The sequence below is a fragment of the Massilia rhizosphaerae genome, from assembly GCF_016093545.1.
Lineage (GTDB): Bacteria > Pseudomonadota > Gammaproteobacteria > Burkholderiales > Burkholderiaceae_D > Telluria > Telluria rhizosphaerae.
This window is the reverse complement of record NZ_JADKYX010000016.1, coordinates 1-25,449: the sequence shown is the minus strand read 5'-3', so window position 1 is coordinate 25,449 and position 25,449 is coordinate 1. Positions and strand designations below refer to the sequence as shown.

The 25,449-nt window shown below is 61.6% G+C and carries 15 protein-coding genes, 2 tRNA genes and 5 pseudogenes; 12 read left to right on the top strand and 10 right to left on the bottom strand.

Features of this window, described 5'->3' with window-relative positions:
- The first annotated feature begins 12 nt into the window (after nt 1-12).
- Nucleotides 13-351 (top strand): P-II family nitrogen regulator, encoded by a 339-nt coding sequence (locus tag ISF28_RS21085; RefSeq protein ID WP_198119148.1) that lies wholly within the window; start codon nt 13-15, stop codon nt 349-351.
- A gap of 15 nt (nt 352-366) precedes the next feature.
- Here the strand turns inward: ISF28_RS21085 and ISF28_RS21080 are convergent, their stop codons facing one another.
- The 3 genes from ISF28_RS21080 to trxB are packed head-to-tail and all read right to left on the bottom strand — an operon-like array spanning nt 367 to nt 2,637.
- Nucleotides 367-972, bottom strand: coding sequence for a trimeric intracellular cation channel family protein (locus ISF28_RS21080; protein WP_198119147.1), 606 nt, complete (start codon nt 970-972; stop codon nt 367-369).
- A 23-nt stretch (nt 973-995) separates the two neighbouring features.
- On the bottom strand, nt 996-1,670 hold the full coding sequence (locus ISF28_RS21075; RefSeq protein ID WP_198119270.1) for a Smr/MutS family protein: 675 nt from the start codon (nt 1,668-1,670) through the stop codon (nt 996-998).
- 13 nt (nt 1,671-1,683) lie between these two features.
- Entirely contained in the window at nt 1,684-2,637 is a 954-nt protein-coding gene (trxB, locus tag ISF28_RS21070) for a thioredoxin-disulfide reductase (RefSeq protein ID WP_198119146.1), read from the bottom strand.
- 241 nt (nt 2,638-2,878) lie between these two features.
- Here trxB and ISF28_RS31375 point away from each other — a divergent pair.
- From ISF28_RS31375 to ISF28_RS21055, 3 genes and pseudogenes are all read left to right on the top strand, one after another.
- Nucleotides 2,879-5,458, top strand: a pseudogene (locus ISF28_RS31375) (DNA translocase FtsK); the annotation flags it as partial.
- Between the two features lie 105 nt (nt 5,459-5,563).
- Complete coding sequence (lolA, locus tag ISF28_RS21060; RefSeq protein ID WP_229519260.1) at nt 5,564-6,175, top strand: outer membrane lipoprotein chaperone LolA; 612 nt, start codon at nt 5,564-5,566, stop codon at nt 6,173-6,175.
- A gap of 80 nt (nt 6,176-6,255) precedes the next feature.
- Nucleotides 6,256-7,575: a replication-associated recombination protein A gene (locus ISF28_RS21055; RefSeq protein WP_198119143.1), complete on the top strand. Its 1,320-nt coding sequence runs from the start codon at nt 6,256-6,258 to the stop codon at nt 7,573-7,575.
- Here the strand turns inward: ISF28_RS21055 and ISF28_RS21050 are convergent, their stop codons facing one another.
- Nucleotides 7,576-8,109 (bottom strand): DUF421 domain-containing protein, encoded by a 534-nt coding sequence (locus tag ISF28_RS21050; protein WP_198119142.1) that lies wholly within the window; start codon nt 8,107-8,109, stop codon nt 7,576-7,578. It abuts the gene before it with no gap.
- 114 nt (nt 8,110-8,223) lie between these two features.
- Between ISF28_RS21050 and serS the strand changes: the two genes are divergently transcribed.
- The 4 genes from serS to ISF28_RS21030 all read left to right on the top strand — a co-directional run bounded on the left by serS (nt 8,224) and on the right by ISF28_RS21030 (nt 11,671).
- Nucleotides 8,224-9,513 (top strand): serine--tRNA ligase, encoded by a 1,290-nt coding sequence (serS, locus tag ISF28_RS21045; protein WP_198119141.1) that lies wholly within the window; start codon nt 8,224-8,226, stop codon nt 9,511-9,513.
- Between the two features lie 90 nt (nt 9,514-9,603).
- Nucleotides 9,604-9,693 (top strand) — tRNA-Ser (locus ISF28_RS21040).
- Between the two features lie 477 nt (nt 9,694-10,170).
- Nucleotides 10,171-11,505: a glycoside hydrolase family 5 protein gene (locus ISF28_RS21035; protein ID WP_198119140.1), complete on the top strand. Its 1,335-nt coding sequence runs from the start codon at nt 10,171-10,173 to the stop codon at nt 11,503-11,505.
- Nucleotides 11,506-11,581: 76 nt separating this feature from the next.
- A tRNA-Ser gene (locus tag ISF28_RS21030) sits at nt 11,582-11,671 on the top strand.
- 346 nt (nt 11,672-12,017) lie between these two features.
- Here the strand turns inward: ISF28_RS21030 and ISF28_RS21025 are convergent.
- The 3 genes from ISF28_RS21025 to ISF28_RS21015 form a co-directional block, all read right to left on the bottom strand.
- Complete coding sequence (locus ISF28_RS21025; RefSeq protein ID WP_198119139.1) at nt 12,018-12,470, bottom strand: cupin domain-containing protein; 453 nt, start codon at nt 12,468-12,470, stop codon at nt 12,018-12,020.
- 571 nt (nt 12,471-13,041) lie between these two features.
- Nucleotides 13,042-15,192 (bottom strand): peptidase domain-containing ABC transporter, encoded by a 2,151-nt coding sequence (locus ISF28_RS21020; protein WP_229519259.1) that lies wholly within the window; start codon nt 15,190-15,192, stop codon nt 13,042-13,044.
- 8 nt (nt 15,193-15,200) lie between these two features.
- On the bottom strand, nt 15,201-16,460 hold the full coding sequence (locus ISF28_RS21015; protein WP_198119137.1) for an HlyD family secretion protein: 1,260 nt from the start codon (nt 16,458-16,460) through the stop codon (nt 15,201-15,203).
- A gap of 1,400 nt (nt 16,461-17,860) precedes the next feature.
- Between ISF28_RS21015 and ISF28_RS21010 the strand changes: the two genes are divergently transcribed.
- Both ISF28_RS21010 and ISF28_RS21005 read left to right on the top strand, forming a co-directional pair.
- A complete protein-coding gene (locus ISF28_RS21010; protein ID WP_198119136.1) occupies nt 17,861-18,076 on the top strand; it encodes a hypothetical protein in 216 nt (71 codons plus the stop codon).
- A 251-nt stretch (nt 18,077-18,327) separates the two neighbouring features.
- Nucleotides 18,328-18,585: a hypothetical protein gene (locus ISF28_RS21005; protein ID WP_198119135.1), complete on the top strand. Its 258-nt coding sequence runs from the start codon at nt 18,328-18,330 to the stop codon at nt 18,583-18,585.
- Between the two features lie 327 nt (nt 18,586-18,912).
- On the opposite strand, the pseudogene ISF28_RS21000 reads toward ISF28_RS21005, so the two are convergent.
- Nucleotides 18,913-19,940: pseudogene (locus ISF28_RS21000) on the bottom strand (IS5 family transposase).
- A 319-nt stretch (nt 19,941-20,259) separates the two neighbouring features.
- On the opposite strand from ISF28_RS21000, the pseudogene ISF28_RS20995 reads away from it, so the two are divergent.
- Nucleotides 20,260-20,562, top strand: a pseudogene (locus tag ISF28_RS20995) (transposase); the annotation flags it as partial.
- A gap of 59 nt (nt 20,563-20,621) precedes the next feature.
- Here the strand turns inward: ISF28_RS20995 and ISF28_RS31245 are convergent.
- Both ISF28_RS31245 and ISF28_RS20985 read right to left on the bottom strand, forming a co-directional pair.
- Nucleotides 20,622-21,273, bottom strand: a pseudogene (locus ISF28_RS31245) (transposase); the annotation flags it as partial.
- A gap of 188 nt (nt 21,274-21,461) precedes the next feature.
- Entirely contained in the window at nt 21,462-24,305 is a 2,844-nt protein-coding gene (locus ISF28_RS20985) for a M16 family metallopeptidase (protein WP_198119134.1), read from the bottom strand.
- Nucleotides 24,306-25,342: 1,037 nt separating this feature from the next.
- Here ISF28_RS20985 and ISF28_RS20980 point away from each other — a divergent pair.
- A pseudogene (locus ISF28_RS20980) lies at nt 25,343-25,449 on the top strand (IS5/IS1182 family transposase); the annotation flags it as partial.

The window sequence follows — 25,449 nt, the reverse complement described above, 5'->3', positions numbered from 1 at the left end:
AAGGAGATACCCATGAAACAGATTACCTGCGTGATCAAGCCGTTCAAACTGGACGAGGTGCGCGAAGCGCTGGCCGAAGTGAACGTCACCGGCCTGACCGTCACGGAAGTGAAGGGCTTCGGCCGCCAGAAGGGCCACACGGAGCTGTACCGCGGCGCCGAATACGTGGTCGACTTCCTGCCCAAGGTGAAGATCGAAGTGGTGGTCGACGACGCGCTCACCGAGCAGGTCGTGGACGCCATCATCAAGGCCGCGCGCACGGGCAAGATCGGCGACGGCAAGATCTTCGTGCAGGACGTGGAACAGGTGATCCGCATCCGCACGGGCGAAACGGGGCCGGACGCCGTATAAGCGGCTGGGGCGGCGCTAGCGCCCCACGCGGAAATCGAACCGCCAGGCCACCAGCCGGAACACGACGATGAACAGCGCGCTGGACCACAGCGCGAAGTCGTGCGGGAAGCCGTTCATCCCCAGCAGCAGGAACATCCAGTTGCCGAGGAAGGCGCAGATGGCGTAGGGCTTGCCGTCCCTGAACACCATCGGCACTTCGTTGCAGACGATGTCGCGCATCACGCCGCCGAAGATCCCCGTGATCACGCCCATCATCGACGCGATGAACAGCGGCATGTGCGCGTCCAGCGCGGACGACACGCCGGCCACGGAAAACAGCCCCAGGCCGACGGCGTCGGCGACGACGATCAGCCGTTCCGACACGATCTGGCGCAGGGTGCGGATCAGCGGCGTCGCGACGAGAGCCAGCACGAAGATCAGGATCGCGTACTCCTGGTGGATCACCCAGAACAGCGGCCGCTTGTCCAGCAGGATGTCGCGCAGGGTGCCGCCGCCGAACGCGGCGATGAACGCGACCGTGAACACGCCCACCACGTCCATGCGCTTGCGCCTGGCCTCGATGAAGCCCGAGAACGCCCCCACCAGGATCGCGACGATCTCGATGACGGTGATGAGGTGCATGCGGCGGGCTGCGGGAAACGCGCTCAGTCTTCGAGTGCGGGACGCAGCAGGACGATCAGCGCGCCGTTGCCGCCGTCGGTCCGGTTCGCCACGCAGAAGGCGACCACCTCGTTCGTCTGCACGAGCCAGCTGTGGACCATGCCGCGCAGGACCGGTTCGCCGCCGGCCGAGCCATAGCCCACGCCGTGGATGATGCGCACGCAGCGGATGCCGCGTTTATTGGATTTGCGCAGCCAGGCGTCGACGTGGCGCCGCGCGAGGTCGCGCGTGAGGCCGTGCAGGTCCAGCTCGTCCTCGACGGGCCAGTGGCGCTTGCGCAGTTTTTTGACGACGTCGGGGCCGACGCCGGGTGCCGACCAGCTGAGGGAAGGATCTTCGTCGAGCAGGCCGTCCACGTCGAACTGGTCGGACAGCATCGATTCGCGCAGCACGGCCGCCGTTTCTTCTTCAGGCGTGCGCGGACGCGCGGGCAGCGGCTGGCCGCGCGTCTCGAATTCATGCATCGGCCGCCACACGTAGCGGTCCGATTCGGGCATCTTGACGACGTCCGCGACGGCCGAGCGGAATTCGACGGCGTGCTCGCGCGCGATGCGCTCGCGCTTTTCCCGCTCGGCCTTCTCGATGGCGCGCAGCCGTTCTTCTTCCTTGAGCTTGTCGCGCAAGGATTTGAGATCAGCGAAGTCCTTCATCGTCGCCATCGAACCACCCATGTCACTCCAGCGCTTCCAGGTAGCGCTGGGCATCCAGCGCGGCCATGCAGCCCGAACCGGACGACGTGATCGCCTGGCGGTACACGTGGTCCTGCACGTCGCCGGCCGCGAACACGCCCGGGACGTTGGTCGCGGTGGCCATGCCTTCGCTGCCGCCGCGGGTCTTGATGTAGCCGTTGTGCATGTCCACCTGGCCTTCGAAGATGCCCGTGTTCGGCTTGTGGCCGATCGCCACGAACAGGCCGTGCACCTTGATTTCCTTCGTCGCGCCGTCGGCCGTCGATTGCAGCCGCAGGCCCGTCACGCCGCTCTGGTCGCCCTGGACCTCGTCCAGCGTGTGGTTCAGCTCCAGCGCGATCTTGCCCTCGGCGACCTTGCCCATCAGGCGGTCGATCAGGATCGGCTCGGCGCGGAACTTGTCGCGGCGGTGGATCAGCGTGACTTTCGTCGCGATGTTCGACAGGTACAGCGCTTCCTCGACCGCCGTGTTGCCGCCGCCGATGACCGCCACTTCCTGGTTGCGGTAGAAGAAGCCGTCGCAGGTGGCGCAGGCGGACACGCCCTTGCCCATGAACGCCTGTTCGCTGGGCAGGCCGAGGTATTGCGCCGAGGCGCCCGTCGCGATGATCAGCGCGTCGCAGGTGAATTCGTGCGAGTCGCCCAGCAGGCGGATCGGCCGCTCGTTGAGGAACGTCGTGTGGATGTGGTCGAACACGATCTCGGTATTGAAACGCTCGGCGTGCTGCAGCAGGCGCTGCATCAGTTCCGGACCCTGGACGCCCAGCGGGTCGCCCGGCCAGTTCTCGACGTCCGTCGTCGTCATCAATTGACCACCCTGCTCGACACCGGTCACCAGCATCGGACTGAGATTGGCGCGCGCGGCATAGACGGCGGCGCTGTAACCGGCGGGACCGGAACCGAGGATCAGGACTTTGGCATGTTTGCGAGTGGTCATGTTTGAAATTCTTCTATCGGGATGATGCCCGGAAAGTGGGGCCGGGCGGTGCGGGAATCAAGAGGCGTTGAAGCGGGGATTATAGACGATGATGCAAACAAGCATGAATCGTGGGGCCAGGCCGGCAATATATCGCTTAGAATGGGCATCTTTGGGGAATTGTTACCCGGAAGTACCGTTTCACACTGCAATGAGCAAGAATAGTCCATCGACGAGCACGACCTATACTCACAAGCCGAGGCCGCCGCGCCAGCCGCTGCCGAACCGGCTCGTGCGCCTGTTGTCGGAGGCGCGCTGGCTGGCGACGGCCGTCGCGCTGTTGTATTTCGTCCTCATTTTGCTCAGTTACAACAGGGCCGATCCGGGCTTCTCGCACGAGAACGTCGTGCCCCACATCGCCAATCTGGGCGGCCGCGCAGGCGCCTGGCTGGCCGACTTATTATTGTTCATCTTCGGCTTTTCCGCCTGGTGGCTGTGCGTCTGTTTTACGCGCGCCGTGTGGCAGGGGTATCGACGGCTGCACAGTCGGTTCATCGTCCAGGAAGGAGACCTCGAGCCCGAGCACCAGGGCGAGACGCTGATCCGCTGGATCGGCTTCGTGCTGATGTTCGCCGGCAGCGTCGGCCTCGAATACCTGCGCATGTGGTCGTTGAAAGTCGAGCTGCCGCGCGCGCCCGGCGGCGTGCTGGGCCAGGTGATCGGCCATGCCGCCCACAACGCGTTCGGCTTCACCGGCGCGACCCTGCTGTTGCTGCTGTTGTTCGGCCTCGGCTTTTCCTGGTATTTCCAGGTGTCGTGGCTGGCCGTCGCGGAGCGCATCGGCGAAACCGTCGAGACGACGTGGGACTGGTTCCGCCTGCGCTACGAAGACCGCGAAGACCGCCGCTACGGCGAAGTGGCGGCGCACAAGCGCGACGAGGTCGTCGTGCACGAGCGCGCCAAGTACGTGGAAAAACATGGCGGTTCGCCGCTGCGCATCGAGACCCCGCGCGACGACGATTCGGACGAGTCGCAGGACGCCGCGCCACCCGCGCCGGGGTTCCTGGCCAAGATGAAGGCGAAGGTGAAGGCGCGCGGCGAAGCGAAGCTGGCGCGCGCCCGTGCCGAGCCGCATGTCGACGGCGTGGAAGCGCCGCCCGTGCCGGCCGCGCTGGAGCCGTCGTTCGACGAACCCGACGTCGCGCCGCGCCCGCCCGCGAAGCCGGCCGCGCCGCCGCCGTCGCCATCCGCGCCGAACCCGTCGCCGATCAAGATCGAGCCGGCGATGACCAGCGTGCCGCGTTCCGAACGGGCCGAGAAGGAGCGCCAGTCGACCCTGTTCGAAATCCACGGCGACGGCACGCTTCCGCCGCTGGCGCTGCTGGACGACGCGCCGCCCGCGCAGGAATCGGTCGCCGTCGATACCTTGGAATTCACCAGCCGCCTGATCGAGAAGAAGCTGTCCGACTTCGGCGTCGAGGCGAAGGTCGTCGCGGCGTATCCGGGCCCGGTCGTCACCCGCTACGAGATCGAGCCGGCGACGGGCGTGAAGGGCAGCCAGATCGTCAACCTGGCGCGCGACCTGGCGCGCTCGCTGTCGCTGACGTCGATCCGCGTCGTCGAGACCATCCCCGGCAAGAACTACATGGCGCTGGAACTGCCGAACCCGAAGCGCCAGATCGTGCGCCTGACGGAGATCCTCGGCTCGAAGGTCTATGGCGACAGCGCGTCCAGCCTGACGGTCGCGCTGGGCAAGGACATCGCCGGCAAGCCGGTGGTCGCCGACCTCGCCAAGATGCCGCACCTGCTGGTGGCGGGTACGACGGGTTCCGGTAAATCCGTCGGCATCAACGCGACGATCCTGTCGCTGCTCTACAAGGCCGATCCGGCTGACGTGCGCCTGATCCTGATCGACCCGAAGATGCTGGAGATGTCGGTGTACGAAGGCATCCCGCACCTGCTGGCGCCGGTCGTCACGGACATGCGCCAGGCCGGCCACGCGCTGAACTGGGCCGTGAACGAGATGGAGCGGCGCTACAAGCTGATGTCGAAGTTGGGCGTGCGCAACCTGGCCGGCTACAACGGCAAGATCCTTGACGCCGCGAAGCGCGAGGAACACATCCCGAACCCGTTCTCGCTCACGCCGGACGCGCCGGAGCCGCTCGACAAGCTGCCGACGATCGTCATCATCATCGACGAGCTGGCCGACCTCATGATGGTGGTCGGCAAGAAGGTCGAGGAATTGATCGCCCGTATCGCCCAGAAGGCGCGCGCGGCCGGCATCCACTTGATCCTGGCGACGCAGCGTCCGTCCGTGGACGTCATCACGGGCCTGATCAAGGCGAACATCCCGACGCGCATCGCGTTCCAGGTGTCGTCCAAGATCGACTCGCGCACCATCCTCGACCAGATGGGCGCGGAGACGCTGCTGGGCATGGGCGACATGCTGTACATGCCGCCGGGGACGGGCCTGCCGATCCGCGTGCACGGCGCGTTCGTGTCGGACGACGAAGTGCATCGAGTTGTAAAACATCTCCAGTCCACGGGAGAACCGAATTACATTGAGGGCATCCTCGAAGGCGGCGTGGCGGAAGAAGGCGGCGGCGCCGACGGCGCGCCGGCGGGCGAGGGCGGCGGCGAGTCCGACGCCATGTACGACCAGGCCGTGGCGGTGGTGCTCAAGAACCGCCGGGCGTCGATCTCGCTGGTGCAGCGCCACCTGCGCATCGGCTACAACCGCGCCGCGCGCCTGCTCGAGCAGATGGAGCAGAGCGGCATCGTGTCGCCGATGCAGTCGAACGGCAACCGGGACATCCTGGTGCCGGCAACGAACGCGGAGTAATCGGTTCGTCTCCGCATGCGGTAGGGTGGGCACCCCGTGCCCACCATGCGTCAACGCGACGCATGCATTTGGTGGGCACGGGGTGCCCACCCTACAAGGATAACAATGCTGAAAATTTCATTGATTGCATCAACTTTGCTGATCGCCGGCGCGGCCCACGCAACCGCCCTCGACCAATTCAAATCCTTCGTCGCCGGCACCAAGTCCGCCCGCGGCGAATTCACCCAGACGCAGGTCACGAAATCACCCAAGGCCGGCAAGACGTCCAGCGGCACCTTCGTGTTCGCGCGCCCCGGCAAATTCATCTGGACCTACCAGAAGCCGTACGAGCAGCTGCTGCAGGCCGACGGCGAAACGCTGTACCTGTACGACAAGGACCTGAACCAGGTCACCACGCGCAAGCTGGGCGGCGCGCTGGGCAATTCGCCGGCCGCGATCCTGTTCGGCAGCAACGACCTGGAAAAGAATTTCACGCTGTCCGAGGCGGGCACGCACGACGGCCTGGAATGGCTGAACGCGACGCCGAAATCGAAGGACACGACGTTCGAGCAGATCGGCATCGGCCTCAAGGACGGCATCCCGCAGGCGATGGAGCTGAAGGACAGCTTCGGCCGCACCGTGCTGCTGAAATTCACGAGCTTCCAGCGCAATCCGGCGCTCGGGCCGCAGACGTTCAAGTTCGAGGTGCCGAAGGGCGCCGAGGTCGTCAACCAGTAAGCCACTTGCGCTTTTGCCGCGTCGGCCATATATAGGCTAGATGAACAACAATATCGCCTCGCGCGTCACGGGAGCCGCCCGTGGATGACCTTTTCAAGCTTGACCCCGCCGCCCCGCTGGCGGAAAGCCTGCGGCCGAAGACGATCGCCGAGGTGATCGGCCAGAGCCATCTGCTGGGCGAGGGCAAGCCGCTGAACCTCGTGTTCAAGTCGGGCCGCCCGCACTCGATGATCCTGTGGGGCCCGCCCGGCGTCGGCAAGACGACCTTGGCGCGGCTGACCGCCAATGCATTCGACTGCGAATTCATCGCGCTGTCGGCCGTGCTGTCGGGCGTGAAGGACATCCGCGCCGCCGTCGAACAGGCCGAGCATCACCTCGCGAGCGGCCACCACACGATCCTGTTCATCGACGAGATCCACCGGTTCAACAAATCGCAGCAGGACGCGCTGCTGCCGTTCGTGGAATCCGGCCTCGTCACCCTGATCGGCGCGACGACGGAAAACCCGTCGTTCGAAGTGAACTCGGCGCTGCTGTCGCGCTCCCAGGTGTACGTGCTGAAGGCGCTGAACGACGACGAGATGCGCCAGCTGCTCGAGCGCGCGCACCGGCAGGGCGGCCTCGCGCACCTGCAGTTCGACGACATCGCCGTGCAGACCTTGATCGGCTACGCGGACGGCGACGCCCGCCGCTTCCTGAACCTGCTCGAACAGACGAAGACGTCGGCCGATACCTCCAGGACGACGCATGTCACGCGCGAATTCGTCGAGAACGCGCTGACGCTCAACGCGCGCCGCTTCGACAAGGGCGGCGACAACTTCTACGACCAGATCTCGGCGCTGCACAAGTCCGTGCGCGGCTCGCATCCGGACGCCGCCCTGTACTGGCTGTGCCGCATGCTGGACGGCGGCGCCGATCCGAAATACCTGGCGCGCCGCATCGTCCGCATGGCGTGGGAAGACATCGGCATCGCCGACCCGCGCGCCATCCAGCTCGCCAACGACGCGGCCGAGACCTATGAGCGGCTCGGTTCCCCGGAAGGCGAACTCGCGCTGGGCCAGGCCGTCGTCTACCTCGCCATCGCCGCCAAGAGCAATGCGGGCTACAACGCGTTCAACGCCGCGATGGCCTTCGTGCGCAAAGATAAATCGCGCGAAGTGCCCGTCCACCTGCGCAACGCGCCGACCAAGCTGATGAAGGAACTGGGCTACGGCCACGAATACCGCTACGCCCACGACGAGCCGCACGCCTATGCGGCCGGCGAGACCTATCTGCCGGACGGCATGCCCGAGCCGGGCTGGTATCAGCCGGTGCCGCGCGGGATCGAGGCCAAGATCGCGGAAAAGCTGGCGTGGTTGCGCAGCCTGGACGACGATGCGCGCGCCGGCGGCGCCGACGCCTAGCTACAACCCGCGGCGCGGGCCGCCCGGCGCGGCGCCATCGTCGCGGGATGCCCGCCGGCGCAGCACCGTCAACTGGCCGTCCGGCTCCAGCCACGCGCGCCTCACTTGGGCGATGTCGTCGACTTCGTGCTCGTGCAGCATGGCGCGCAATTCCTCGTCGCTGATGAGTTCGCGGCGCAGGGCGGCTTCCTGCTTGACGCCGTCCTTGATGATGCAGATCGGCGGCGCCAGCGCGAAGCGGCGGAACCATGGATAGCGGAAACTCAGCCAGTTGAGCAGATAGCTCCAGCCGATGATGGTGCCGATGAGGACGAAGCCGTCGACGATGGAGAGGTAGTCGCCGGCCATGGCGTTCTGGGCGGCGTCGGCGATGATCACCAGCACGAGCAAGTCCGAGAGGCCAAGCGCGCCGGCGTCGCGCCGCACGACGAAGCGGAACAGGCAGAACAGGAAGATGTACGTCAGCGTGCCGCGCACGACGAGTTCGAGCGGCGGTACGCTGAACGTGAACAAGGCTTCCCAGTCGACATCCATGGCGGTCCTCCCTGGCGTTGGACTGTCGTGCCGGCCCAAAGATCGGCGCGCGAGAATGGCTGACGACTTGGTACAATTGCGGTTTCGATATCCCACCCTGCGACAATCCCGACAATGATAGACATCCAACTCCTCCGCAAAGACATCGACAACGTCGCCGCGCGCCTCGCAAGCCGCAAGTACCAGCTCGACGTCGCCGGATTCAACGCCCTCGAAGCCGAGCGCAAGGCGATCCAGACGCGCACCGAGGAATTGCAGGGCAAGCGCAACTCGCTGTCCAAGCAGATCGGCATGCTGAAAGGCAAGGGCGAAGACACGAGCGCTGTGATGGCCGAAGTGGCCGGCATCGGCGACGAGCTGAAGGCGAACGAGGCTCAGCTGTCCCAGGTCCAGGACCGGCTGGCCCAATTCATGGCCGCGATCCCGAACCTGCCGCATCCGTCCACGCCGGTCGGGCAGGACGAGTCGGGCAACGTCGAAGTGCGCAAGGTGGGCACGCCGCGCGCATTCGATTTCGAAGTGAAGGACCACGTCGACGTCGGTGCCCCGCTGGGCCTGGACTTCGACACCGCGACCAAGCTGACGGGCTCGCGCTTCGCCGTGATGAAGGGCGGCATCGCCCGCCTGCACCGCGCACTGGCGCAATACATGCTGGACACGCACACGGGACTGCATGGCTACACGGAGTGCTACACGCCGTACATGGTGAACGCGGATTCGCTGCGCGGCACGGGCCAGCTGCCGAAATTCGAGGAAGACCTGTTCGCCGTGAAAAAAGGCGGCGCGGAAGGCGAGGGCGAGAACTTCTACCTGATCCCGACGTCGGAAGTGTCGCTGACGAACATGGTGCGCGACGAGATCGTGGCGGCGGAATCGCTGCCGATCAAGATCACCGCGCACACCCCGTGCTTCCGTTCGGAAGCTGGCAGCTATGGCCGCGACACCCGCGGCATGATCCGCCAGCACCAGTTCGACAAGGTCGAGCTCGTGCAGATCGCACACCCGGAACAGTCGTACGACGCGCTGGAAGAGATGGTGGGCCAGGCCGAGACGATCCTGAAGAACCTGGGCCTGCCGTACCGCGTGATGCAACTGTGCACGGGCGATATGGGGTTCTCCGCCGCCAAGACCTACGACCTGGAAGTGTGGCTGCCGGCGCAGAACACGTACCGCGAGATCTCGTCGCTGTCGAACTGCGAAGATTTCCAGGCCCGCCGCATGCAGGCCCGCTTCCGCAACGCCAAGGGCAAGCCGGAACTGCTGCACACCCTGAACGGCTCCGGCCTGGCGGTGGGTCGTACGCTGGTGGCTGTGCTGGAGAACTACCAGCAGGCGGACGGCAGCGTGGTGGTTCCGGACGTGCTGCGTCCGTACATGGGAGGCCTGGAGCGCTTGTCTGCCTGAGTTCGCTTGAGCCAAATAGCCCTTCCGTTTTTGCCCCGGGCCGTCTATAATGCGGCCTTCACGCGAACGACCGCACGCTTACCGTGACAAGGAGAGGTGGCAGAGTGGTCGAATGTACCTGACTCGAAATCAGGCGTACGGGTGACCGTACCGTGGGTTCGAATCCCACCCTCTCCGCCAAAACAACAAGGCCCCGTCGGGGCCTTTTTGTTTTGGCGGAGAGAGCAGGGCGCCTGCGCGCCCTGCGGGGTGGGATTCGAAGGGCTGGGCTTGCAAGCCCAGCCCGCCCGAATCGCCAGTTTGCCGTCCGCAAGGCGGACGGCGCCGCGCGCCGAGGGCGCGCGCTGCAAAGCGTATAGAGACGAAACAGCAGCCCCTGCGCTTTTTCTACGCAGTTCCGATTTGAAGGACCGGCGAAGCTCGGTCCCTTCAAATCGCCCATCTGCTGTCCGCCCCGCGGACAGCCCCGCGCGCCGCGGGCGCGCGCTGCAACGCCTCCCCGACACGCACCCCAGCAGCCCCCCACCGAACTAACACGATCACGAAAAATCCTTCAATTTTTCGCATCCTGATAGCAGTTCCCTCATCCGAGCTATCCACCACGCATCGACCCTTTCTATTCTGTAGTTTTGCTCAAGAACTACAAAGAGGAGATCCATGAAAGCGTTGTCCCTGCTGTGCGCCCCCTTGCTCACGCTATTGCTCGCCGGTTGCGGCGGCGGCGGCGGCGGTTCCGCATCGGCGGCCGCGGCACCGGTCGCCACCACACCTCCGCCCGCGACCACCCCGGCTCCGGCTCCGACCCCGGCCCCGACCCCGACCCCGACCCCGACCCCGACCGCAAGCCCATACCCGAGCTACAACACGAGCCCGCTACCCGCCGACATGACCGGCATGTCGCACAACGCCCAGCAGATCGCGTCTTCGATCCGCATCGGTTTTAACATCGGCAACACGATGGAAGCATCCGGCGGCGAAACAGGGTGGGGCAATCCCCTGATTACGAACGAGCTGATCCAGACCGTCAAGAAGGCCGGCTTCAACGCGATCCGCCTGCCCGTCGCGTGGGACCAGTACGCGGACCAGAAGACGGGCCAGATCAGCGCCGCCTGGCTCAACCGCGTGAAGCAGGTGGTCCAGTACTGCGTCGACAACGACATGTATGTCCTTGTCAACATTCACTGGGACGGCGGCTGGCTGGAAAAGAACGTCACGCCCGACAAGAAGGATGCCGTGAACGCCAAGCAAAAGGCGTACTGGGAACAGATCGCGACGACCTTGCGCGATTTCGACGAACACGTCATGTTCGCCAGCGCCAACGAACCGGCCACGGGCAACGAGCAGAACACGGATACCGCGACGCTGAAGGCGAACGTCGATGTGCTGAAGAGCTATCACCAGACCTTCGTCGACGCCGTGCGCTCGACCGGCGGCAGGAACGCCTACCGAGTGCTGGTCGTGCAGGCCCCGGAGACCAACATCGACCTGATGGTGAAATACATGCCGACGCTGCCTGCCGACAAGGTGGCTGGCCGGATGATGGCCGAGATCCACTTCTACGCGCCGTTCAATTTCGTGCTGATGACCAAGGATGAATCCTGGGGCAAACAGGCCTATTACTGGGGCGCGGGCAACCACTCGACGACGGATACGGACCGCAACCCGACGTGGGGCGAGGAAGACTATGTCGATGCGGAATTCGCCAGCCTGAAGACGGCGTTCATCGATAAGGGCATTCCTGTCCTGCTCGGCGAATTCGCCGCCCAGCGGCGCACGAACCTGACGGGCGACGCCCTGGCGCTGCACCTCAAGTCGCGCAACTATTACCACACCTACGTCGTCAAGACGGCCCGCGCCAACGGCGTGGTGCCATTCTTCTGGGACATCGGGGCACCGGACGATCAGTCGGGCAGCATCTTCGACCGCCGGACGTACCAAGTGCGCGGCCAGGCGACATTGGACGCGTTGATGGCGGGGCTGACGGCGCAATAAGCGGACGCTTGCGGTTCTCTTACCCACCGTCTATAATGCGGCCTTCACGCGAAACGACCGCAGCTTACCGTGACAAGGAGAGGTGGCAGAGTGGTCGAATGTACCTGACTCGAAATCAGGCGTACGGGTGACCGTACCGTGGGTTCGAATCCCACCCTCTCCGCCAAAACAAACAAGGCCCCATCGGGGCCTTTTTTGTTTTGGCGGAGAGGGCAGGGCGCCTGCGCGCCCTGCGGGGGGAGCGCATTTCCCCCCGTCGATGAGGCGTGCGTACACCCCGCCGCTGGCGCATCATTGCCGCTCCCGAGGCAAACCGTGCAAAACCCATGAACCCAGCAATCGATCACCGCTCCCGACACGATGCCGTCATGGCGCCGTTCGCCGCCTCATCAGCCCCTGGGCCGTAAAGGTCCACCTGCGCAACTTCATGGCCAAGCTGAACGTCTCTGCGCGGGCACGCGACGGCGATGGCGCTGAAGAACGGCCGCGTCACGCCCTGAAAGCCGCCGCGCTTATTTGGATTGGACCGGCGCGGCGGGCGCGAATTCGGGATGGGCGAAGGTGAGAGGCTGGTTCACGGTGCCCGTGTACAGCACGAACAGCCTGACCGGCTTGTCGCCCAGCGCGCGGCCGTTGTGCAGCGTCTGCACGACTTCCGGCAGGGTGTCGCCCGCGTGGAGCAGCCGGGTCGCGCCGTTGGCCTGGGTGACTTCCAGCGTGCCTTCCAGTACATAGGCGAACGAGGGCACAGAGTGCTCGTGCCAGCCGGTCTGCCCTCCTGCCGCGATCTCGACGATCAGCGCGGTGACCTCGGCCGGCCCCTTCGGATAGACCAGCGGCTTGCCGTCCCAACTGGTGGAGGTTTTCAGTAAGGGCGTCACTTTGACGGTAGCGGAATTGTCGAGCGCACTGGCCGGATGGCCCCAGGCCAGCATCGTGGCCAAGGCAAGTAGATGAAGTCGCATGGATCGGGGTAAAGGTTGAGGTGTGTTTACTCACCGCATTGCGCGCGCACGCAGGCTTTGCGGTTGCTGGCTCTGCGCGGATCGTCGCCCTGCAAACAACAGATGAGGCTGTTTGCGGGGCGGCCGGCTTACTTCGATATCGACTTGTTGAGCTTCAAGTGCGATTGCGTGAAGAACCAACGCTTAAGTCAGGTGCATCGCAGTCCCAAGCGGAGCCTGTCGGCCCCAAGTGGGAGATCAGGAATAGCTCGCGACGTACTGCGGAGGGGGATTGCTCGGAAGGGCGATTGGCGGTGGCATGCCGGGATCGTAAGGGAGATACGGGAGGCTCGGCGGAGCGATAAGGCCGTCTCCCCCAGACACTTGTTCGATTTCTTCGATTGCGAGTGGTTTCATTGTTTTCTCCAGTAGATATCGTTAGGGTGACTGTTCGGGCACCCGGATTCACTTCCCTCATATGGCGCTACTATAATCGGGAACCATTACTGGCCCAATTCTCCGAATCGGGCCGGTAAATTCTTGCCGCATTCTGCGAACCTGGTCGTCGGTGCCTGCACCCGATGCGCCGCGCTCATGCAGCTTGCTGTTGGGCGCGCTCGTACAGGGCCTGCGTGGACTCGTCCTGCACGACGCGGCCTGCATCGAGTACGATCACGCGGTTGGCGGAGGCGATCGTTTCCGGGCGGTGGGCGATGATGATGCGGGTGACGTTCAGGGCGCGGACGGCGGCATTCACCTCATGCTCCTTGGCGATGTCCAGGTGGCTCGTCGCTTCGTCGAGGAACAGGATGCCTGGCCGCTTGTACAGGGCGCGCGCCAGCAGGATCCTCTGCTTCTGGCCGCCCGACAGCACGGTACCCATGTCGCCGACCAGGGTGTTGAAGCGCATGGGCATCGCATTGATCTCATGCTCGATCGCCGCCAGCCGTGCGCATTCCTCGACCCAGGCCTGGTCTGCTTGCGGGTCGAAGAAACTGATGTTGTCCGCGATCGATCCGGCGAACAGGACGTCATCCTGCAGGACGGTGCCCACCATCCGGCGCAGCGTATCGATGCCGATCTGCTGGAGCTTGACGCCGCCGACCTTCACCTCGCCTTCGGTGGCCGCCAGTATGCCCAGCAAAACGTTCATCAGCGTGCTCTTGCCGCAGCCGGATGCGCCGATGATCGCCACCGACTCGCCGGACGTGATGCGGAAATTGACGCCATCCAGCACATACGGCTCCTGCTCGCCGTAGCGGAAGCGCAGGTTGCTCACCTCGATGGTCGGCTCGAGGTCGGGCTGGTCGAGGAGCGCATGCGCGCCCTCCAGGGATTCGGGTTTCGTGTGCACGATATCGGCCAGGCGCTCGCCCTGCAGTTGCAGCATCTTGACTTCGAAATACTTGTCGATCAGCGACCCGACGCGGCCATCGAACTGGCCCTTGTAGGCATTGAAGGCCATCAGCACGCCAACGCTGAAATCGCCGTCGAGCACCATTTTCGCGCCCAGCCAGATGATCAACAGGTTCTCGATGCCGAACAGCAGGCCGTTCAGCGTCTGGTAAAGCAATTGCAGCTTCTGCGAGCGGAGATCGGCGTTGACCTGGTCCACCAGCAGTGTCAGCCAGTTGGCGCGCCGCTCGTCCTGGCGCTGGAACAGCTTGATTGCCTTGACGCCGCGTACCGTTTCCAGGAAATGGCTCTGCTGCTTGGCCGCGTGGACGATCTGTTCCTCGGTCGCATCGCGCAGCGGCCGATACCATGCCACGCGCGCCAGTCCATACAGCGCCATGGTGCCGGCGGCGATGCAGCCCAGCGTCGGGCTGTAGATGAACATCATTACCAGCGTTACCAGCGACATCAAGCCGTCGAGAATCGCCGCCAGGAACGACGTGGTCAACGTGCGCTGGATCTGGTCGACCGTGCCGAAACGGGAGACGATGTCGCCCAGGTGACGTTTCTCGAAATATTCGACCGGCAGGCGAATCAAATGCGTGAACACGTTGGCGCGCCACTGGACGTTCAGCGTGGTTGCCATGTACATGATGACCCACGAGCGGATGGCGCCGACGCTCTGCTGCATCAGCATCAGCAGGCCGAAACCGAGGACCAGCGTCGCCAAGAGGTCGCGATCGCCCGACACGATGACGTTGTCGATGACCCACTGCATGAAGAATGGACTCACCAGTGCGAATACTTCGAGCGCCAGGGCGAGGATCAGGATCTGGGTAAACGAACGCGTCAGTCCCGTGACATGGCCCATCAGGCCGCGTAATTTGATCGGCTGGCGTTGTTCCAACGGTTTGAATTCGGAACTCGGCCATAATTCGAGCGCAACGCCGGTGAACGATTCGGACAGCGTTTCCATCGATATCTCGCGCACACCGGCGGCGGGATCGTGGATCGTCACGCTGCTGGTCCCGACCTTTTTCAACACCACGAAGTGATTGAAGTTCCAGTGCAGGACGCAGGGCAGCTTCAGCTTGTCCATGTCGTCGCAGTCCAGCTTGAGCGGACGCGATTCCATGTGCAGGCGTCCGGCGATCTTGATCAGATGCGCCAGCGTGGAGCCCTTGAGCGAAATCGCGAACTGCTGGCGCAGGGTCGCAAGGTCGACGCGGTGGCCGTGATAGCCGGCGATCATGCCGAGGCAGGCGAGACCGCATTCGGTTGCCTCGGTTTGCAGGATCGTGGGCAGTCTGGGGCCGAAGCCGAATTGGATATCGCTGAGGAAACGCATATTGGATGTCAGAGTTTGCCGCTGAGGGTGTACAAGGGTTCGAGCACCCATTCGTAAAGCCGGCGCTTTTCCTGCAGGATGTCAGCGTCGAGCAGCATGCCGGCCTGCAGCGCTTGTTGGCGCCCGTACGCCTTGACGGTTTGCGCCGACAGGTCGACAGTAATCCGGTACAGCGGCTCGCCGCCGTTCGCCTGTTGTGGCAGGCCCGTCAATTCGTTGCCGGACAACGCGACCTTGGCGACGTACGTGACCGTGCCCTGAGCCTGTCCGAATTTCTGATAGGGAAAAGCCTGGTAGCGCATCAACACCTTGTCGCCGGGCTTGACGAAACCGATGGCACGGCTCGGGGCGTACAGATACGCCTGCATTTTCGCGCCCGCCGGGACGATACTCAAAAGGGGCTTTCCGCCATCTGCCATCTGCCCGACTTCGGCCGTGACCGCCGTTGCGATACCGCTTTCCGGGGCCGTGATCTCCAGGCGGCGCTTGGCTTCGCTTTCGGTCAGTTCTTGCCCGAGGCTCGTGATGTCGCGCTCGATCTGCGCCAGCACGTTTTGATGGCGCAGCGGCATGGCCGTCAGGTCGTTCTTCTGGCTCGTCAGGTCGCGGCCGACGCTGATGCGGTCACGCTCCAGCGATTGCATGCGCGCACGCTGGTCGAGCAGGTCAGCCTGGCGTTGTTGCAGTTGCTCTTTCGAGATGAAGTGCTGGGCCGCCAGGTCGCGCATGCGCACCACGGCGTCCTCGGCCAGCTTGACGCGCCCGGCCTGGCCTTCGACCTGGCTGTCGATCTTCGCCAGTTCGGATTCCAGGCCGGCAATGCGATTCAGAAGGGCCACGCGTTCTTCCTCGTTGAGCCTGCGCGTCTTGTCCAGCGCTTCCTGCAGCGACGCCCGGCGTGCATTGACCTGCCTGCTGATGGTCGCTTGCACGCTGCCCTGGGTGTCGCTGTACCGTTCGCTCGACAGGACATACAACACGTCGCCGCGCTTGACCGTCTGGCCTTCGACCACGTTTTTCTTCACGACGATGCCGTACTGCGGCACGTAGACCTTCGCCAAGCCGAGATCCGGCACGAGTTGTCCCGAAACGGTTGCCCGTTTGGTGTAGGTGCCGAAAAACAGAAAGATCAGGACCGCTGCAGCCAGACCGCCGGCGAGGGCGCACAAGATCGAAAACGAAACCGGCCGGATCAGGACGATTTCACCGAGCCATTTGACCTGACGGGCATTCAATGCCTCGGTACGATACAACTGTCTTGTGCTCATGGAACTGTCTTCACTGCTTTCTATGTGCTGAGTGCTGCTGGCCGATCCCGGCGGGGGAAATCTCCCGCTTTATGGAGCCATGTGGCCAAGTTGAGTTGAGTAGGTTATCTATTGGAAACTTTTAAGTCAATGTTTTTGTTTTCGTTGGCACGTTCTTTTTGGGGGGGCAACACTAATTTGATAATTCGATATAAATGCAGGTGGTGAATATGTGAAAAATCACGCGTCTCATCGGCCAGTTAGCGATACGGGAGTTCTGGGTGAAATGGGGGGGCGACGTGGCTCTGTGGCCGTTTATCCAGTGTTCTAACGTTGCGGGCTGCCATCTGACATCGGAATCATGAGCAATTTCTTCTTGATCGGCATCGCCGTTGTGCGTTGTGAGACGCCCTCTTCATTCAAACGTAGAACTGCACGCGCTGATTCGAAGCCGCTCGGGCTATAGTGTGGCGCCGGCAATGGTGCCGGTGCGACACCGGCAGCGGAGGCTTGGAAGAGTCTCCGGAAGAATGTCGATGTTCAGTTTTCATCCCTGCGCATGAAATATGCGGTTGGTCGAGGTGCTCCTGTCCGGCACTTCGTGACTGCTTGATCAATCCTTAATAATCGAAAAAAAATCATCTATCCAATTGTATCAATGGCCATATGGAAAATCACTGCGGTCGCGCTGATTGATATATTTGGAGATATTTTAACTGATTAAAAGAGTATCGCAATTGCAATGATGGAAAATTTATTGACTATTGGAATATTTTCTGTAAACATCTGGCCTGAAATTAACGTCAGACGAAAGGGGCATCCGTGCAGTGTGCTCGATGATCCCAGAACGGCTTGGGTCGGTTAATCCAAGAACGGCCCGAATTTTGTATATGACCTCAGTGCCCTTCGGCCCAGGCCGTGTTTTGGCGTGATGCTGTCCCGTCGCATACTTATATATGATGTCGACAGCTTGAGAAATTGAAGAAGTAGGCGGGGACAACTTCGTTGGCGCGGCAGCGCGAGACGCAGTTACGTTGCGAGTGATAGAAGAATATCGTTATGTTGCCGTCTTAACTATTGGGGTGGCAAATATTGATGGGTGATGCGTATTCTGAGGGATGGGGCACTACGATGCTAAGGAACCGCTGATTTATTCGCTCCCAAGAAGTTGATCATCATACAGATCAATTACTTACGACATGCTTGGCCGCGGAAAACCGATTAAATCAGCACTTCCCTAACATTTCTAGAAGCGGATTCACGTGTTTCTATAGGGAATATCGGTACTTCGGCGTGATGCGCTTTTCAAAACATTAGTATTATTGCGAACACCGTAGGCTTATCTTGAAAGATTTCCTGTTGAAGGAAAGTAGTGGCAGTAAACATTATCATTAACCAAACTAAAGAAGGACGAGCAAAAAATGGCATTTCAAGAATTGACCATGGATGAAGTTATGGAAGTCGGCGGCGCTGACATGGCAGGTAATTTTGCCGCTGTTAGCGGAATCCTGTGGACCGGTGCCGAGGTTGCGGCGACGATTCCTGGTGGACAAGCCGTTGGTGCATTCCTTGGACTGGGCGCCGGCATCATGGCTGGTGTGTCAGGCGGGTTTTATCTGTACAGCCAGTACGCTTAATAGCGACGGTACTGGCCGGAGCGAAAACTGATCCGATCAAGGTCGAACCTTTTGCGATCGCATCCCGATCAGTGCAGTAATCGATAGATTGGTAAGGGACTCTTTGGGTTGTCACGCGTCCATTACCCGTTGTATTATCGAAAAAGCAGGCTGATCTGTGATCAGCCTGCTTTTCGGCGTGACGTTGGCAACTTGCATTCGATGTGTTGTCAGTGTAATATCAATTAGTGCAATTTTAGCAAGGTGAGGCGATGAATGACATTGAAAAGCCCCAATCAGTATTGAACATATTTTTGCTCGCTACCACGTTGTTGGGAGTCGTTGCTTCAATATTGGTATTCATTTATCACGGAATTTGGGGCCCTGTTTCGCTCCTGTTTGTTGGAACATCATTAGCACTTGGTGGCTCCATCCGCAAAAAGTTCCGACGTGAAGCAAGAATATTTCTGGTAGTAATTGGGATCGCAAGCGTTATGATTGCAATAGGTACTTTGCGATCATTTCTTTGATTATCCCGTAACCAGTGGTACTGGCAACAGGCGTTTCACATTTCGGCTTCCAAGTAGCGTCTGTGTCATATCTGTCCAATCCTTCCATGTTACTAATTTTTCGATCAGTAAATTCACGTGGCGATATATTGGCATTCAGGCTGCCTGAGGAAATTCCGGACCAAGCCGGGCAGCTTCTGAAGGCCACCTCGAATAACCCATTTTCGAGTGAGCGACGCCGCGTGACGCGTGATTCAGCATCCGGCGTCGCCTCGGCAGCCTGATTTGAAAGCGCCAAGCGCGTCGAGCCTGGCATGTCCGGCAGCCGCAGGCTACCGAACTGCGGTTTTAGAACGGCGCCAGGCCGCGTTCTTTCAAGAAGACGAGGCGCTTGAGGTTGTAGTTGGCAGCCTTCAACTGAAGAACGAACGTGGTACGCACGATTCCCATACAACGCACCAGTTTTTCACCCATCTGGGCCAAGGCGCCGAATACATGCTCGACACGGGCACGCGGCGTGGCAATTGCGCGGTTGCGTCGTTTCTGCGTCTCGGAAATGCCCTTGGTCGCATGGCCGCGCCGCTGAATGTGTACGCGCCAGCCGGCTTGCTTCAACCTGGCTTCGCGTTCAATGCTGGGGTAGCCACGGTCGGCGTAGACGTTCCGGCTGGTGTTGCTCAGGTCGAGCAACTCCTCGAAGACGACGGTATCGGCTAAGGCAGCATGCGTGATGGCGATCTTGCGGATCAGCTTGCAGCGCTTGTCGACGCTCACGTGCAGCTTGTAGCCGAAGTGGTTCTTGCCGTGCTTTTGGGTCCACTTTGCATCGACGTCCTTTTGCGCGCGCTTGTGCGGTTTCCAATTCAAAGGCATCGTGCCTTCCTTGACCGTTTCAGCTTCCTCGCGCTTGTTGCGCTGGACCGGGGCCTGCACCAGCGAGGCGTCGACGATCTGGCCGCAGCGTGCCAGATAGCCCTGCGACAGCAGTTGCTGCTGGACCTGTTCGAATATCTGATTGCCGACGCCGGCCTGCGCCGGGCGATCACGGAACAGCCAGATCGTCTTGGCGTCCGGGATGCTACTGCTTTCAGTCAGGTCCAGGAAACGCAGGAAGCTGCGGCGGTCCAGCAACTATACTCCAGCGCGTCATCGGCCAGGTTGTAGAGCTGTTGCAGCACCAGGATCGTGATCATCAGTACCGTCGGATACGGTGGACGGCCGCCCCTGGCGGGCGAAGGACGCGGCGCCGCGGCATCGATGCGTGCCGCCAGCGCTTCGAAATCCACGTGCTCGGTCAAGCCCACCAACGGATCGCCCAGTTTCGTGCGTCGGTCTTCACGCTCCTGCTCGGCAAACAGACTGATCCGGGGTTTCATCATGACGGCACTCGCTGGCTTGGTTCGATGTCAGGATTTTGCTTAGCCGTACGCGTCTCGGCCGAGGTTTTTCGAGGTGGTCTTTACTAACAATCCAGAAAGTAATGTTAGTTCGTAATACTAGCTTTCTTGAAAGTAGAGTCATGGTCTCGCATAGGAGAAAACGTGACTTTACTCGCTAGAAGGTTAGTATCATGCATGCATGAAATGCAAACGGACTTCCGGCGGACGAAAGCTTGATCACCACTCGCTGCAATTGGCTTTGTTGCATAAATCCGCCCCGGCAGCGGGAAAGGCGGGGCACGGGTAAGCTGACGGCATGAGTGCGCCTGCAAAGCCGAAGTGCCGAACGACCAATTGGAAAGAATACAACGCGGCGCTGAAGACGCGTGGCTCGCTGCTCATCTGGCTGGATAAGGATATGCACTGGCAAGGCTGTGCCAGCGGTGAGCGCGGCCGCAGCCCGACGTACAGCGAGGCGGCAATCCAGTTCTGCCTGACCATCAAGGGCCTGTTCAACCTGCCCTTGCGCCAGGCGATGGGTATGGCGCAAAGCCTTCTCAAACTGTCCGGCCTCGACTGGAAAGTACCCGACTTCAGCACGATCAGCCGGCGCCCCCGAGTTCGACAGTTAAACGCGTAAGTGATTGATTTGTATAGGTTCGACTTTAAGAAATGCCACTACAGCAGGGTCAATTGGGTATTCAGGGTCGGCTTTTTTTGATGGTCAGGGCGGCAAAAATACTGGACTGTTCGTCGCTGATGGTCGAAACGCCGGCGATCGTATCGGCGCCGTTCAAGGTGACGCGGTGATGCTGGATGCGGCGCAAATTGGTCAGCGCCCGCTCCGGCGAGAGTGCGGTGGCGCCGGCATGCAGACGGGAACGCATGATGCGGTACAGAATCAGCGCCATGAAGTAGATTGCGGCATGAGCGCGGATGCGGTCGGGCAAGCGGTGATATACCGGGCCGATCTCGATTTCTGATTTCAGGTCATGGTAAAAAAGCGGGCGCGGGCGCCTCCATCGGAGAGCTTGCGGCCGGGCTTGCGTTTGCCTCCATCCTGATCGTCCAGTTTGGCGCTTCATTCGGCAGCCTTGCGCTCGAGTTCCTGAATGACGGCATCGCGCTTGGCGCCGGCTTCGCGCGCATTGCCGAGATCGTGGGCGATAATCGGGCGCAGTTCATCCACTTGGTTTCACCCAGCACTTCCTGTTCTGCGTTGACGCATTGTTCCGCATGAAAGGGCGCCAGCAGGTCGGCAAAGTCGCCATAGCGCCAGCTCGTGCACGGCGAGAATGAATTCCAGCATGCCGCCGTCAGGTAGCTCCATGGTGCAACAAAGCCGTCCAGCATAACCCAGGATTGCGTTCACCTGGCTTTTGCGCATTTTTGGTAATTCAGCGTTATCACTGGCCAAACTACTCCACCGGTGATTAGCCGACAAAAGCCGTGAGCGTCACGCTGATTTTTTGATGGCGAGAAGCCGGCTCCTTTCAAAAGAAGCCGGCTGCTTTCGGATTAGTGGGTCGAAGCGCTTTTCGCGTCAGCCGAGCCAACCGGATTCAACACCACTTCAACGTAATTCTTCTTGTCCAGGTAGCGTTGCGCGGCGCGCTGCACGTCGGCTACCGAGAGTTTCTCGATCTCATCCGTTATCGTCAGCAGGCGTGCCGGATCGGTGCCGTCCAGCAAGGATGACTGCAAGTGCTCGAGCCAGTAATTGTTTTCATGCTGCCATTGGCGGTAACTCTGGCGCCAGTTGGCCTTGACCTTGTCGAGTTCAGCCTGCGTCGGACCGTGCGCCTTGAGGTCGTCGATTTCGCCGAATACTGCCGCAACCAGCTTTTCTACCTTGTCCGGGCCGGTCGGCATCTGCATGCCGATTTGGTAGTGCTCGTAAGGAATACGCTCGACGGTGCCGCGGGCCTGACCGCCGTAGATCAGCCCATCTTTCTCGCGGAGCACGGAAAACACCCGCAGGTTCATCACCTCGGTCAGCGCACTCATGCGCAGCGACTCGGCCGGCGACCACTTGGCGGGCCCGGAGAACGTCAACGACAGGACGCTCTTCGGCTCGGTTCCCGCCAGCACTTCCTTCTTGATAATGCCCCTCGATTCCCGCAGTCCCACGTCGCGGAAGTTCAGCGGCAGGTCCGGCGTGGGCAGCGTGCCGAGGTAGGCCGCGACCAGCGGCTTGATCGCCGCTACGTCGAAGTCCCCGACCAGGACGAACGTCAGGCCTTTGGCACTGGCGAAGCGCTGGCGGTACAGCGCGATGCTGCGGTCGAGATTGATCTTGGCGACGTCGGCCGGAACGAACGAGCGCGGCTCATATGGATGGCCGCCATAGATTGCGTCGACAATCGCGTCGCCAAAACGCGCCTCGGGCGAGACGGTACGGTTGCGCACCAGTTCCGTCACGCCGTTCCTGATCGCGTTGTACACGTTCTCGTCGCGGCGCACGCCATCGAAGCGTAGCCACAGCATCTGGAACATCGCCTCCAGGTCTTCCCGGCTGCTGCCCGATTGGCCGCCGATCTCGTCCGTGTAGGTGCCGAGGTTGACGCCAGCGGCGGCGTTGCGCCCGGTGAGGATCTTCTGCATGTCGAGCTGGTTGTAGTCGCGCACGCCCATCGCGGTGGCCAGCGAGCTCGCCAGGCGGGCGTTCGGCATGTCCTGGGCGTCGAACTGCGTCTGGCCACCGTAGCGCTTGGCGCCAAGCAACACCTGGTCCTTGCGGAAGTCGCTCGGCTTCAGGATCACCTTGACGCCGTTCGACAGCGTCAGCCGGGTCAGTCCCAGCTTCTTGTCCTGGCTTTCGGCGACGATGGTACCGGGCTTGGCCGGGCGCTCCATCAGGTGCGTCGGCAGTGCTTTTTCTTCTCGTTTCGCGACTTGCGCGTGCTCACCTTTCGTCACCTCGGCCACCAGCTCCTGCTCGGTCGGCGCCGGCCCCGCCTTGGTGCCGCCGATGAATGTCACCAGCTTGCCTGCGTCCGCCGCGAAGGCCTTGCGGGCCGCGGCGTTGACGTCTTCCAGGCTGATCGTCGGCAGCAGCGCCTGGGCCAGGTGGTATTCCGCTTCGACGCCCGGGATGCTTTCATTGGCCAGAAAGTTGCGCTGGTATTCGGCCGCATAAGCGGCCGAGTCGGTCGTATTGCGTTCGTTGTAACCGTGTTCCAACCCGGTCAGGATGTCCTTCCGTGCGCGCTCCAGTTCGGGCATCGTGAAGCCATACTGGCGCACGCGCTGCAGTTCCTGCTGCAGCGCCGCGAGCGCCGGCGCCTGACCGCCCGCGCCGAGCACCGCGCCCAGCGCGAATGCCTTGTAGCGCGCGGTGAGCGGATCGTTGCCGCCGTTCCCGAACATGAATGGCGGATTGGGTTGCTGCGCCAGTTCCGCCAGGCGCAGATCCAGCATGAGCGTGTACAGGTTTTCGATCGTCTTGTCGCGGTAGCTCCCATAGGTGCCGAGATTCGGCTCGAGGCGCGGCGAAAAGGTCAGGCCGACCCTGTTCACGGGCATTTCGGCATCGGTGAACACGAAGGCGTCGGTACCCTTGCGTGCCGGGATGTCCGAATAATTGCGCGGCCGCTCGCCGGCCGGATTCTGCAGTCCCAGGAAGTGCATTTTGATCTGGCGCTCGGCGTCGCCCGGATCGATGTCGCCGACCACGATCACAGCCATCAGATCGGGGCGGTACCAGTCGTGGTAGAAACGGCGTACGGTGTCCGGGCTCGCCGTGCGGATCACGTCTTCCTTGCCGATCGGGATTCGCGACGCGTAGCGCGAATTGTTGTATGCCTTCGGCAGCAGCGCCAGTTGCACGCGCTGCACGACGCCCTTGTGACTGCGCGCTTCCTCGAGGATGATGGCGCGCTCCTTGTCGACGGCTTCGGGACTCAACAATATGCCATGGGCCCAGTCCTCGAGCATCGTGAACGCCGTGTCGACGTTTTCCTTGCGGTCGGTGGGGACGGGCAGCGTATAAACCGTCTCGTCCGGGCCGGTATAGGCGTTGAGGTCGGCACCAACTTTCAGGCCGATCGATTGCAGGTACGAGACCAGATCCTGCTGCTTGAAGTGGGTCGAACCGTTGAACGCCAGGTGTTCGAGCATGTGCGCGAGGCCCTGCTGGTCGTCTTCTTCGAGCACCGAACCCGCTTTCACCACGAGGCGCAGTTCGAGCTTGTGCTCCGGCTTACCGTTGCGCTGGATGTAGTACGTCAAGCCGTTCGGCAGCTTGCCGACCTTGACCTGGGGGCCGACCGGGATGGGTGCGTTCAGGTCGATGGCGCTTGCCGGCGGAATGGTTGTCAGGATAGCGGCCGTGAGCAGTGCAGTGCGGAAGAGACGTGACATTGAAATTTCCAAGTAGAAATAAAATACGATCCGCAGAGGATAACAGGCAAAATGACCAGATAAATACGCACATTGTCACGATGTGGCGAGCCCAGCATTCTTTTACGCACAAGGCGCCAGGCCGAGGGGCCGGCAGGGCACCAAGGGTGGGCGGATAACGAGCGAAAACCGGCGATGTCGGGAAGTTCACTGTGCGCGGAATATTGGTGCGCAAGCCAGCCTCGGTTTGTCTTCTCCCGCGCGGAAGTTTTTCTCAGGCAGTGGTTGTCAGAATGGCATGAATCGAAATCTGCGTTGAGGTCGACTCGTCAGTCGTCAAGTTCGATTTCGCGAAAAACCGTTCCAATGCCTAAGGCCAAGGCATTGCCGCGACAAGCCAACGCCTTGACGATGCGGAAAAAGCATCAACTCTGGATAGGGTAGAGTGCAACCGGAATAGGGTCGCTGCAGACGATGATGCCGATGCACACAGGCTCTACGGTGGTGCCTCCAGACACTTGTTCGATTTGGGCGATTGAGAGTTCTTCCATTATTTTCTCCAATAGATATTGTCACACTGGCTTTTGGGCCGGTTGCCGCAACAAGCCAACGCTACAGTGATGTACAAAACACATCAGACCGACGGGCCTGTCGGGAACGGGTATGGCGAAGGCTACGGGGACGTGCCGATCCAAGGATAGGGTCCCGCCACGGACCTTTGTTTGCATCGGGGATATTTTCTTGGCCTGAGGCGGTTGTTGGTACTACACGACAGGCAGTGACGATAAAAATTTCTTTGTGCGCCATCCTGCACGACAACGAGACCGCGTTTGCAGGATGGCGGTGCGTATCGACCCAGGCTTCTCAGGCATTAAGAACCTATCTCGGTAGGCGCGAACTCGTAGGGTGGGCGGCCCCCGCCCACCAAATGTATGCGCCGCGGTAACGCATGGTGGGCACAGGAGTGCCCACCCTACTAAGAGCGTATCCCAGTAGAGCTCATCCAGAGGGACATCTGACGCATTTTTGAGTCTAAGCCCATGATCAGGAGAACTATCATGGGCATGCTGAAGCAAGACGATGGCTGGCGTTTGCCAGATGAGATTTGGGAGCAGATGGAACCGCTTCTGCCGCCACGCAAACCGCATCCGCTCGGTGGTCACAA